Raw genomic sequence first — 12790 nt, forward strand, 5'->3', positions numbered from 1 at the left:
GGGCAACTACCTCTGTTTCATAGAATAAGTGTTCCAACTATCGCTGATGCATTTCAATCAGTGTAAACCACGACATTTCTATGCAACTACGTGTACGTTTATTGCCAACTGGCGACGTTAAACTTGTTAAAAAAGCTGTTTTTTACTCGTCTGTCTGGGTTACTGGCTTACTCTTTTTTCTGGCATCTGTATTTGCCCAGGCACAGGTCGCCACGGCTAGTATGCCATTTCCCCAATACAATTCATCGTACATAGCCGGTAGCACACTCAGCGTACAGAATACGATAACCACGCCGGCCAACACGACGATTACGAACGTCGACCTCTACTACGACACGAATTTCTTTTTGGCCGGCATTGATTCACCCACTACCGGCACGCTAATCGTTGCCAATCTCCAACCCCCATATACCTACGACTGGACACCGCCCACCCCCGCCACTCCTTCGAGAAGTTACTTCCTCCGGGCGGTTGTCACGAACGTGAATGCCTCCGGCGTCTCGTCGACCACATTCACCAATGGTAATGTAAAATATATCGCCATCAGTGTATATAGACCCGACTACAGCACCGCCCCCAGAAAGATTTATGTATCACCCACGGGGAGTAATGGCAACCCCTACAATTCATTGGCAACGGCGGCGACCACCCTTCAGCGGGCGGCTGACATAGTTGCTCCGGGAGATACGGTCTTTGTGGCAGCGGGCACGTACACAACTACCAGCCTGAACGTTATGCTGGTTCAGCGAACCGGCTTACCCAACAAGTGGATCACATTCAAGCCTTACGGCACCGATAAACCGGTCGTCCAGATGGGCAACAACAACTTCACGGCAATCAACCTGCTGCCGGCATCTGCCTACATCAAGATACAGGGATTTGAGGTTATTGGGAACAACGCCAACATAACACTGGCGCAGGCACGGGCGCAGGATGGGGCCTGTGAAGGGGCTAACCCGGCAAAAACACCGACCGCTAAGTTTAATGGCAACGGCATTGCTACAAGTGGGAACAATGGAGGGAACTTTCGGCCGCACCATATCACCATTGCAGGTAACAAAGTACATGATTGTGCAGGTGGGGGTATTTCGGCCATCCAGTCTGATTACGTCACCATCGAAGATAATCTGTCTTACAGAAACGCCTGGTATACCGTCTATGGAGCCAGCGGCATTAGTATACTCAACGCCTGGAACTCCGATAACAGTACAGATACCAAGATGATCGTTCGGCGAAACCAGTGCTATGGCAATGAACTGAAAATTGCCTGGAATATTGGCGGAACAGGTACCAACTGCAAATTCTACGACGGTAACGGCATTATCCTTGACAATAACAATGCAAGCAAAAACACGATTGGTGCTTATACAGGCAAGTTCCTGGTTGAAAATAACTTGAGCTATCTGAATGGCGGGCGCGGTATCAACGTCAACTACTCCGACAACGCGAGTGTGATCAACAATACAACCTACCGGAATGGAGTTACCAACCAGACAACGTACAACAGTGTTGTGTATGCGGGCATTGAAAGTGAGTTTATCTCGCAGTTTTCTACCGGTCTAACGGTGTACAATAACATCTTTTCGGGCCGTCCGGGCGAGAAAACGATAGAAGTGAATGGCTCGACCATCAGCCATAACAACAACCTCACTTTCGACGGCACAGGTACGCCCTATTTTACAGGAAATCAGAATATTACGGGTCAGGACCCCCTGTTTATCAATGCTGGTTCCAGCGATTTCAAGCTGCAACCGGGTAGCCCGGCCATCAGCGCGGGTAGCTCAACGGCGGGGCAGTTTGCCAGCACCGACATCGACGGCGTGGCGCGCCCCATTGGCCCCGGTGTCGATATTGGCGCGTACGAAATAGCCAGTGCCCTACCCGTTACGCTTTCCCAGTTTACGGCTAAACCACTGGGTAGCCAGGTGTCTGTAGCCTGGTCAACGGCCATTGAACTGAACAGTGCCTATTTCGAGGTAGAACGCAGCGTTGATGTCCTGGAATTTAACCGTATTGGCCGGGTTAACGCCGCCGGTGAATCGCAGACCAGTCGGCACTATGGTTTGCTCGATGAGCACCCACTGGCAGGTACGAGTTACTACCGGCTGAAGCAGATAGACCGGGATGGCACCACCGCCTACTCGAAAGTAGTTGCCGTTACGATAGACAACGTGCAGCCTTCAATGGAATTACTGGGAAACCCAACCGAGGGCAACACCATTCGCGTTGCTACCCGCAACCTCGATCGAGCGGTGTTTCAGCTCAGGAACACCACAGGCCAGGCCATTGGTCTGCTGGCTCAACCGCAAGCCGATGGCCAACACCTCCTGCTGCCGCTACAACCCTTGCCCGCTGGTCTGTATCTGCTCAATGCCACCGTCGGCGGCGTGCAACTGACCCGAAAGGTGCTGGTACACTAATAGCTTGCTACGATACCGTGATTTCGTATAAAAACGGTAGCCAAATCAACACCAGATCGGAGTGCCTCGCCGATAAGATAGATTATCGGCGAGGCACTCCGATCTGGCGTTACGGGATTTGCGTACACGATACGCCTTCAATATACTATATCATTAATAAATTAATCTTTACATTCAACTGCCTTGCAATCGCTACTTATTAGTAGTTTACTAGTGAATACCTACTAGTACTAATCGACTTACAATCTAGCTTAATTGACGAAATAGGCCTTATTTTTATGATTTTACCAAGTAAATACTAGAATATCAAGACTTAAAATTCTATTCTTTTTAGAAAAAAGTTGGTAAATCAGTTTCTGCTTTATACTATTGTATACTTTATATAATTCAACAATAGTGAATTACTCAGAACACACCCTACGCTACTTGCCCAGCGGGGATTTACGATCAAACTGAAAACAAGTAGCGAAAAGCAAGCACAGATCATCTATGGCTATCAGACTTACCACCGCCGAGCATATCCGTTTATGGACCGACTTCCGGGCTGGCAGCCGGGACGCATTCGACGAGTTGTATACCTTGTTTTCAGATGATCTATACCGCTATGGGTATAACCTGGTGCGGAATCGGCAGGTGGTTGAAGACTGCCTGCATGAGTTGTTCCTGCACATCCACGAGCATCGGCATAAGTTGGGGCCTACCGATAATATTCAATTCTACCTGTACCGGGCCTTACGGCGGCGACTTACCGATTCGGCGGCACGACTGGCTAAGTACGGTTCTGACCTGTACCTGTTCGACGAAGCCAATTTTGCGCTACAGTCGTATGAAAAATCGTTGATTGACGAAGAACTGGCCGACGAACAGAAACGCGTTCTGATTGACCAGCTAAACAGATTACCCAAGCGCCAGAAAGAAATTCTGTACCTGGTCTACATGAAGGGCCTGACGTACCCGCAGGCAGCCGAGATCATGGATATTACGATGAAAACCGTCTATAACACAGTCAATATAGCCCTGACATCGTTGCGCATGTTGCTTACCAAATCGCGAAGCGTTGTTATTGGTTATTAGTTATTGGTTGAATGGTTATTAGTTAGTGGTACATAGGAGCCTACTAACCATTCAACCAATAACTACATAGCCAGTAAGTACTTCATACCGGCTGGGTTGTTGTCGATCGTCTCAAATACTGACCTGGCATCGGCCAGGGGAGCTATCTGCGTAATAAGCTGGTCGAGTGGCAACGTACCTGACGCCGCCAGCGCGATGGCCTCGTCAAAATCGTCGGGCTCATACACACGGGCACCAATCAGCTTCAGTTCGCGCCAGAAAAAGCGGAACAGATCAACCGCTTTGGGCTCGGCATGAATGGCCACCATCACCACCCGGCCACGCACCCGCGGCAGTTGCGTCATCACCGTAACGCCCGCCTGCACCCCCGATACTTCAAAGACCACATCGGCCATGGCTCCGTTGGTAAAATTCTCCACGTGAGCCAGCAGGTCGGTTTCCTTTGGATTAACCGTAGCCAGCCCCATCGACTCGGCCAGTTGTAACCGCGCTTCGTTCACTTCGGAAATCAGCACATTCGCGCCTTTCTGTTTCGCCACCAGGGCAATGAGCATGCCGATGGGGCCACCGCCGATGATGACCACCTGCTCGCCCGCTTTCACCTCGCCCAGCCGTACATCATGGCAGGCAACAGCCAGCGGTTCGACAAGAGCGCCCAGCGTAAGCGGCAGATCATCGGGCAACCGGTGGAGTGTATACGCAGGTACGTTCCAGTACTGCTGCATGCCACCGGGCGTGTCGATACCAATAAATTTCAGGTTCTGACCGATATGCTGCACACCGTTATCAACCGCCATCTCCTGACCCGGTTTGAGCGGCCGTACCGTTACCCGATCGCCCGGTTGCCAGCCCGTAACGCCCTCGCCTACCCCATCGATTACGGCCGATACTTCGTGACCGATCACCTGCGGCAGGGTAAGGCGCTGAGCCATTGCGCCATGATAAATGTGTACGTCAGTGCCGCAGACGCCGCAATACGCTACTTTCAAACGTACCTCGCCCGGTGCCAGCGGCTGAACGTCAACCTCCTGTAAATCAAACGTTTTATTCCCTGTAAAGTGAAGAGCTTTCATTGGTTTTGTTTATCTGTGTAGACGCATCCCTGCGTCTCTACATTAACGTCTTTCTAAAATTTGTAACATATTCCCGTCGGGGTCGAAGAGGTTGCGGACTTTACCGCCGCCAATGGCGTTGATGACCGATCCTCCCCAGGTTACGTTTTTGCTATCGAGAAAGGCAATAGCCTCGTCGATGTTGTCGACCCGCAGGGCCAGGTGCGACCAGCCGGGTGTCCAGGTGGTACGCTCGGGGCGGACGGTTTCATCTTTCGGCATCACTTCCAGCAGCGTACCGTCGGGGGCCTTAAGCATCCAGACGGGCTTGTCCGGGTCGGTGTTCCGATGGCGAAACCATTTTTCGTAGCCGAATACCTCGCAATACCAGTCGGCGAGGGCTTCCACATCGTTGGCGGCCACGCCGGGGTGATCGATTCCAGTAATTTTAAGTGGACTCATGGTTTTGTTCTTTCTAACGCCTGCATGGCTTTCGCATACCGGCGACCCAGTTCCCGGGCCGACTGGGCATTGAAATGAGTAGCATCGCCGCCATCAGTCAGGCCCGATGCATCGGCGCAGGTTACCCGCAACATGTGCCTAGGCAGGTTGGTCAAAATGGCGTTGATCTGCATGGCGGCGGGATTCTTAACGATATAAAAATCACCCAGCGTACCCACCACCACCGGAACAGCCGGGCTGCCAAACACCTGCCGGAACCGGCCGATCAACTGGCTGATCTTTTGCTCGTAAACAGCGGCCAGTTCGGGTTTGCTGTCGCTCTCGCCCTGATGCCAGAGAATGCCGTGCAACGTACCTGACTGTTGCGCCAGTTGCACCCGTTTGATGGCTTCGTCGTACGGGTAATTTTTTGTTTGTTCATGATACCCACCCGGTTGCCACGCATCAATGGCCGACCCACCTACCGCGGTCGGAATCAGGCCGATAAACACGTTGGGATTCTGTTCGGCCAGTTGTTTTCCGAACGCCAATCCCGGCCCAACGCCCACAACGGCCGGCTTATCGAAGTGCATGGGCTCGGTAGCAGGCACCCATTCGTTGTTTTTGGTCAACATCCAGACACGCGGATGCGGCGTTTTGTCGAGGCTATCGACCTTACCGCGACCCGCCATATTTGATTGCCCCGCCAGCATATACAGGTGGAAATTAGCCGGTGATAAACCCGCAGGCAGCGTTGATTGAGCCAGGGCGATGACTGGGCTGACGGTCAGGAAAAGAGCGGAGAACAGCAGGTTACGCATGATCAGAGATTCGTTTTAGGGTGTACTGACCGGCTTCGTTGAGCACATCCCAACGCCGGCCATGACCCGAAAGTAACGAAAGCTGATGAGCCGCTTCGTCGTGAATCCTGAGCGTCCACTTCTTCTGCCCATTAGTCAGGGTGAACACATTTTCGTCTTGAGCTAACGTCCACTGGTGCAGTAAACTAGCCGTATCGAGGGCAATGGCGTGCACCACCGTCCGGGCAGCCGTTGGGGCGGCTTCTGTCCAGCGGTAGAGCAGTCCGCTGCCGGGTTTTCCTTCGCCGTACTGATTTGGTTCCACATGATAAGCGTCGTGAACGTACCCATACACCGGATGCCCGATGCGCCCTGTACCACCGTGGAATAGTTTCATCCCGGCCTCATTGCGCCGCACTGTCAGGTACGTTGGTTGTGTATCGACCTGTGCCTGTCCATCGCGGTTGTTGACGAGCCAGTTCCAGACGGTCGTAACGGGTTGTGCTGCTTCGATCCGGTCAACGACAAATAAGACATTACTGCCAGCCAGGAGCCACAAGCGCGTAAACGTTTCGATAGGCACGCCACACGCCTGACTAATCTCGGCCCCCACAACCGAAACCACATCGTCATGGTCAACGATCAATCGTCGGTTTCCCCGGTTTACCGCAAGGCCGGGTATTCCGTTGACCAGCAAGCGGCGTGGCAATACGCTTTTCTGCTCCAGCATGGTCGATTTGGCCATATCTTCCTGCAAACCCAGCGTTTCTGCCTCAACCAGGAAGGTGCAGGTATTGTGCGTTTGTGTGCTGCTTTCCAGCCCGTGAATCAGGTTTCGGTAGCAACTGTGGCCGGGATCGACCAAGAGCCGTTCGCGGTTATGAACGAGGATAAAACTGTTCAGGTCGCCGTGTAGATGGCCCGGTCCGTGCAGCCCGTCGCCCCCACCATTGATGGCCACGATCGTTCGGCCGTCCCAGGCATCGCGCATGAAGGTGTGGCCATTGCTAAACGCGGGCGTCAGCGGCAAACCAACCTCCTGCGGACTGGCGGCTTTCGTTTCATGGGTCAACAACGGCAGGGTTAGAAAACCCCAGTCGTTGTTCATCCCGAACGTAGCCAGTTCGTGCGGCCCCTGCGTGGGAACTGGTTCGTAATAAGTGGCAAACAGACCACGGGCGAGTTGCTTTTCTTCCTCGTTTTGCCCCCGAACGGCGAGGTGTAGCAACAGATCGCCGGATGGCCGAAATAGGGCTGCACTGTCGTTGAAATTGGCGGCCCGGGCGCGGGGTTCTGCTCCCCAACCCGCCATTGGTTTGGCGTAGAACATACTGCTGGCCACCCACCGGATGCCCTTCCCATACGTACCTACGTCGAGTAGAGCCGCTTTGTGCGGGTACGTTCGGCTGAGCGATTCGTAGGCCAGCATGAGCGCAAATGCCAGGTAGTTCCCGTATTGCAGCGACTCGCCATACGAGCCGTCGGGCTGGAACGCCAGCGCACACCGTTGCCATTCCGGCACAGATTGATCAACGAACTCCTCATTGCCCAGTACGGAAGCGGCCACCAATACGCCCGACATCAGAATGCCCCGCCAGTTGGCCAGGTGCGTGTTTTTACCGATCCACCGCCGACAGAGCACGATCCCTTTTTCGGTCAGTGCCTGCCGTATCTCCGCCTGTTCCGACTCTAAAAACGCATCGCGGGCCAGGTCATATACCGCACTCAATGCCCAGCATAAATGCGCCGTTTCGAGATGCCCCGTCAGCGGTTCGCTATGGTCGCGAAAGGCCGGTCCCGCCCAGTCGTAAGCAGATGTACGCGCGATGTCGAGCGTAACGGTCCGTAGCCAAACTGCCAGCCGTTCTTCGGGGAAGAGCGCATAGAGCATGGCTGCGTCAGACAGGTATTCCGCCGCAGGGTAGTACCAGGCCGTTGTTGACTCTGGCCCAAACAACCCTTTTACGGCCACCCGTGCGTAGACACGCCTGTGCAAAGCCGCCTGGAAACGGCTTATGCGTGGATCGCCGGTTTCGAGTCCGGTCAGAAGCTGGGTACGTTCGGTATCGGATAAAAAAACTGCCATACTCAGAAGTAGCCGCCGTTTTTCACCACGTCGGTTGGTTTCATGCCGCTTTCGACCATCTCCCGGATTTCGTCTTCCTTGTGCAGAATCTTCTCGGCGGCCAGCAGTACGTCGTAGGCGATATGTTGCGGTATGGAAATTACTCCGTCGATGTCGCCGAATACCCAGTCGCCGGGTTTCACCGTCACTTCGCCCATCAATACGGGCTTCTGGTAGTGGTGCATGCGGAAACGGCCGAGCATGCCCGTGTTGGCTTTGTATTTGTGGAAGACCGGAAAGCCCAATTCCAGAATGGCCTGGGTATCGCGAATACCATTGACAATCGCACCCCGGCAACCCGCTTTTTTGGCGGCCATCGTCATCACTTCGCCCCATTGCGAGGTGACGGTATCGCCCGTACAATCCCACACAACCACTGAATCGGCGTGCAGATCTTCGAGCATCTGGGCGCGCATTTCAAACTCACCGTCGGTGGTGATATCGGGACTACCTTTCACAGTAAACGCCAGCCCGGCCATTTTCATAGCTTCGCGCAGGGGCGCAAAGTCAGGGGGTAAACTGGTGGCGTGCATGTCGTAATTGAACCGCAGCACATCGTTGACCGCACCGGTGTAGAGCCGCAAATAGCGCTCGCGCATCTCGGAGACAGCAATTGGGAACGGTGATTCCGCAACAGCCTGGCCGTTGCCGTTCGAATGGGTATGGAGTATGTTCGTTATCATCCTGCCAGAAAATTCATATTGTCGAAATTGATTTCACGAATCACCACGTACTCCGGTTGGTTGAGCACAAACGTGATCACGTTGGCGACGTCTTCCACCTTCAAAAACTTTTCCCGAGGCACCTTGCGGTCGCCCCAGTAATCGCTGTCGGTGGGTCCGGGGTTCACATCGGTGACTTTAATGCCTTCCCTGATCACCTGATCGGCAAGGCCGCTGCTGAGGCCACGCGCGCCAAATTTGGAGGCGGCATAGACCGGCGCGTTGGGGTTAGTGCGCTGCCCGGCCATTGAAATAACGGTCAGGATATGACCCGATTTCTTCGGCTTCATGATCTTCAGCGCCTCGCGGTTGCAGAGGAAAACGCCCCGCATGTTCACGTTCACCATTTGTTCATACGTCTCCAGATCAGTCATCGAGAGGTCGGTCGTCAACACGCCCATGCCGGCGTTGTTCAGCAGCACGTCGATGGTTCCGAAGGCGGCGAGACAGGCGGCGAATCCGGCCTGCACGTCGGCTTCCACGCTGACATCACCCTTGAGCGAGCGCAGGTTTTCGTGCTGCACTTCGTCGGTAAGCTGACGGGTACGGCTAAAATCAAAGACTTTCGCGCCCAGGCCAAGCAGTTGGATTGCCGTTGCTTTGCCAATGCCGCCCGATGCGCCGGTAATGAAGCATACTCTATTGTCGAGGTAACTCATAGTTTGGTACTCAGGTTGTAATTCGATTCGTGTTAGGTTGTTAACGCCACGGGTCAACCCCACCCCAACCTCTCCCCGTTAGGGAGGGGCTAAGCCTCAACCATTATGCGGAGCATTATCCCCTCCCTAACGGGGAGGGGTTGGGGTGGGGTTGATCCGTGGCTTCTTCTTTGATAATGGTGGCTACTTTACGAGCCTGGTACCATAAAAAAGCGGAGAGGATCAGGCATAAAACGCCGGCTACCAGCGCCAGTTGGCCACTGAGCATACCCCGCGAAGGGAAGCCCATTATAACGAACATCAGGCCCGTTAGCCCAAAGGCGATTCCGTACATGAGTTTGATGGCATCTTTGAACACGCTCTGATCGGCAGTGTCGGCCTCAGGTACGTAGGGAATGGTCAATTTATAAAAGAAGGCGTTAACCTTCTGGTTATAAGCCCCATCTTTCGACGGAAAGAAGCCCGATACCATGAAGATGACGGTACAGAAAGCGATCTCGATCAGCGTGGCGGCTTCCCAACTGATGGCTTTGTTCATGTTCAGCACAAACCCCAGGATCGTGCCTAAAAACAGGGTTGCCAACGCGCCCCAGGGCTGCGGTTTCCGCATCAGGATACCAAAAATCACGGGCACGATCATTGGCACGGCGAAAACACCTGCCAGCAACTTATTGGCCTCAAACGCGCCGCCAAAACCACCGACGAATAAAGCCCCGACGGTAACGATAAACCCAACAAGCAAGGTCATGAGCCGACCAACGAGCAGCGATTCTTTACCACTGGCATTGGGCCGGAAAACGCGCTGATAAATATCGCGGGTCAGTACGCTGGCGGTCACGTTGTATTCGGCACTCAGCACCGACATGGTGGCGGCAAACATGGCCGCAATCATCAGCCCCATAATGCCTTCGGGCAGCAGCTTGAGGCATAGGCTTACATAGGCCATTTCCGGATTTTCCAGATTTGGCAAAATAACTTTGGCAGCGAGTGGAGGAAACAGGAAAATGACGGGAAAAATGAAGAATAAAATGGCCGATAAGATGGCTAATTTCTGGCCGTCTGTTTCATTTTTGGCACTGTAAAAACGCTGGATAAACGTCCAGTTCCCGCTGTACCGAATGATGATCAGCACGTAGTAAGCCACCAGAAAAAGAGGCATGCCTTTTTTACCATTAAACCACGTCATATTCTGTGGCATCACCGCCTGCATATGGTCAAAACCACCGGCGGCATTATACGCCAGCGGCACCAGAATAAGTGTCGCAAAAAACAGGATTACGAATTGAACAACATCGGTAACGATTACCGCCCAGAAACCGCCAACGACGGTGTAGAGCGTTACCACGATACCGCACACAATCACCGCCGTTTCAAACGGAATACCCGACGCGGCCGTTACGAACAGCCCGATCGAATAGAGCTTGATCATATCGTCGAGCAGCTTGAAGGCGACACCACTCCAGGAGAAAATCTGACGAATAGGCGCATTGTAGCGGGTTTCCAAAAACTCAACCGGGCTAAGGATACCTGCTCTTTTCCAGCGCTTTGCGAAGAAAAATACGGCAATCAACGAGGGGAAAATAGTGCTCCACAACACGGTAATAGCCACCAATCCGTCGGAATAGGCGATGCCTGCGTAGGCGACGAAAATGAAGGTGCTGAACTTGGTCATGAAGTTACTGATCCCACCAGCAATCCATGAAACGCCGCTTCCACCTTTAAAGTAGTCGTTGATATTTTTCACGAACCGGCCAAGAAAAATACCAATTCCTGACATCATAATCATGTACAGGACAATGGCCGTGTAATCGAGGGTTTTAAGTTGACTCATTTTTCACTGGCGATTAAGGGCGAAGGAACGCAGGGCATTTTTTTGATACTGACAAATGAGCATTTATGGGCAACTCACTATCCAGGTACGTGACTCCTCTTTTTCCAGGAGCTATAAAAGGTTCACAGCCGATTTTTCCATAATCAGGACGGGCGAATCGTAAACCGGAATACCGCTGAAGGTGTAGGTACTCCCCGCTTTTCTCCACTGCTTTCCGGGAATTTCGTAAACCTGCCCCGTTAATAAATCCACCCAAACGGGGGTGTCGAAATTTCCGTTTTCGATGATAATATCGATCGGCATGGTTTTGAACAGGTTAGTTGGCGTCTTGCTATCTAACCAAACGGAGACGACCTGCTTTTTTCCCGTTTTTTGTTGATAGCCAAACACAGAGATCGACTCGTTCGCCGTTGTCGTCGCCTTGAATCCGGGAATCAGTTCAAGCCGGTTGTCGAAAACCGACGTCAGATTCTGCACGGCATAGTAGGCCACTTTCGGCCGAACGACCGTTTTGTCCAGGTCAGACTGAATTAACCCCTTCATATTCAGCACGGGTGTTTCTCCCGCATACCGAATGTCGATGATGGTAAAGATCGACGTTTCAATGTCGCGCCCCAGATCACCGAGCAACCGGCGCAGGTCGTATTTGGCCTGCGAGTATTCGGTCCAGTAATATTTGTCGAGGGCGAAGCTGGGAATGTAGCCGGAGGGAGCACCGTTTTCGCCCTGCCGCAGCAACAGGTTCGGCGCGTAGGTTGCCAGTTGCCGTTTGAATGACGCAACGCCTGTATACGATTGCTCGGGCCGGAAGGCGTAGCTATGATAAGAAATCCAGGTAAACAAGCCGAGCTTTTTCCGGTCGGCAAACACCTTCAGGGCGCGGCCCAGGTACGTTGTGTCGGTGTGGGTAGCCAGGGCCAGGGCCGCGATTCTGGCAGTTGGTTGAAGGCGTTTGATGATCTCTCCCGTCCGTATGTTCAGTTCAGCCGTGGTTTCAGGCGAAATCTTCTGCATGGGATGGTCAGGCTCGTTCCAGATTTCCCACTCCTGGACCCGGTCTTTGTACCGGTTTACGAGGGCTTCGACCCAGCGGTCGTAGGCAGCGTAGCCTTCGGGCGAGGTCATCAGGCTGTTGAGCAGGCCAGTGCCGCCGCCGCCTTCGTAAATCGGATTGCCATACGACGTTTCGAGCCAGGGTTCGATCTTGTTGGCCACCGCAAAGTCGATCACTTCATCAAGCCAGGCCCAGTCATACTTCCCCTTTACTTTTTCGCAACGCGCCCAGCCCGCCTGTAACCGGATTTTTTTGGCTCCCAGTGGTGGCAGGTAGGCTTTATAGGCACTGAAATCCGTAAAATCCCGGTCGAGGGTTTCGCAGCCCACCGTGATCCGCGACGATTCGATGGCGTTGGTTGATCGTGGTTTCAACGTGCCGATGCGCTTCATCTCAACTACCAACGGCGTTTTAACCCGATCGGGCGATGTGTCGATGAACTGGGCGCAGGCGCTGCCAGACAGGAGGAGGAAGTAGATGAGAAGTGTGTTTTTCATACGATTTTATGTAGAGTCCGGTCCGACGGGTCGGCAGGATTTTGCGGCTCATCTGGCGTCAGCAACTGGCAAATCGGCGTACCATCCATCCCAAAATCTTGCCGACCCGTCGGAC

Annotated in this window: 10 protein-coding genes; 2 read left to right on the forward strand and 8 right to left on the reverse strand. The window is 53.3% G+C overall.

Annotation, left to right across the window (positions count from 1 at the left end):
- Positions 1 to 80: 80 nt before the first annotated feature.
- Both ACFE8Q_RS07410 and ACFE8Q_RS07415 read left to right on the forward strand, forming a co-directional pair.
- Complete coding sequence (locus ACFE8Q_RS07410; RefSeq protein ID WP_375444734.1) at positions 81 to 2420, forward strand: choice-of-anchor Q domain-containing protein; 2340 nt, start codon at positions 81 to 83, stop codon at positions 2418 to 2420.
- 489 nt (positions 2421 to 2909) lie between these two features.
- Positions 2910 to 3494 (forward strand): RNA polymerase sigma factor, encoded by a 585-nt coding sequence (locus ACFE8Q_RS07415; protein WP_375444735.1) that lies wholly within the window; start codon positions 2910 to 2912, stop codon positions 3492 to 3494.
- A 62-nt stretch (positions 3495 to 3556) separates the two neighbouring features.
- Here ACFE8Q_RS07415 and ACFE8Q_RS07420 read toward each other — a convergent pair whose 3' ends face one another.
- The 8 genes from ACFE8Q_RS07420 to ACFE8Q_RS07455 form a co-directional block, all read right to left on the reverse strand.
- Positions 3557 to 4567, reverse strand: coding sequence for a zinc-binding dehydrogenase (locus ACFE8Q_RS07420; RefSeq protein ID WP_375444736.1), 1011 nt, complete (start codon positions 4565 to 4567; stop codon positions 3557 to 3559).
- A 42-nt stretch (positions 4568 to 4609) separates the two neighbouring features.
- Positions 4610 to 5008, reverse strand: coding sequence for a VOC family protein (locus ACFE8Q_RS07425; protein WP_375444737.1), 399 nt, complete (start codon positions 5006 to 5008; stop codon positions 4610 to 4612).
- Positions 5005 to 5808, reverse strand: a complete 804-nt coding sequence (locus ACFE8Q_RS07430; protein ID WP_375444738.1) for a sialate O-acetylesterase — start codon at positions 5806 to 5808, stop codon at positions 5005 to 5007. Before ACFE8Q_RS07430 ends, ACFE8Q_RS07425 begins: the two co-directional genes overlap by 4 nt.
- Positions 5801 to 7873, reverse strand: coding sequence for a heparinase II/III family protein (locus tag ACFE8Q_RS07435; RefSeq protein WP_375444739.1), 2073 nt, complete (start codon positions 7871 to 7873; stop codon positions 5801 to 5803). Before ACFE8Q_RS07435 ends, ACFE8Q_RS07430 begins: the two co-directional genes overlap by 8 nt.
- Before the next feature lie 2 nt (positions 7874 to 7875).
- Entirely contained in the window at positions 7876 to 8595 is a 720-nt protein-coding gene (locus ACFE8Q_RS07440; protein WP_375444740.1) for an RraA family protein, read from the reverse strand.
- On the reverse strand, positions 8592 to 9293 hold the full coding sequence (locus ACFE8Q_RS07445; RefSeq protein WP_375444741.1) for an SDR family oxidoreductase: 702 nt from the start codon (positions 9291 to 9293) through the stop codon (positions 8592 to 8594). The genes ACFE8Q_RS07440 and ACFE8Q_RS07445 overlap by 4 nt, the downstream gene beginning before the upstream one ends.
- Positions 9294 to 9408: 115 nt before the next feature.
- Positions 9409 to 11124, reverse strand: a complete 1716-nt coding sequence (locus ACFE8Q_RS07450; RefSeq protein ID WP_375444742.1) for a sodium:solute symporter family protein — start codon at positions 11122 to 11124, stop codon at positions 9409 to 9411.
- A 111-nt stretch (positions 11125 to 11235) separates the two neighbouring features.
- On the reverse strand, positions 11236 to 12675 hold the full coding sequence (locus ACFE8Q_RS07455) for a hypothetical protein (protein WP_375444743.1): 1440 nt from the start codon (positions 12673 to 12675) through the stop codon (positions 11236 to 11238).
- Positions 12676 to 12790 lie beyond the last annotated feature (115 nt).

The sequence above is a fragment of the uncultured Fibrella sp. genome (assembly GCF_964250085.1).
In the GTDB taxonomy this organism is placed as follows: domain Bacteria; phylum Bacteroidota; class Bacteroidia; order Cytophagales; family Spirosomataceae; genus Fibrella.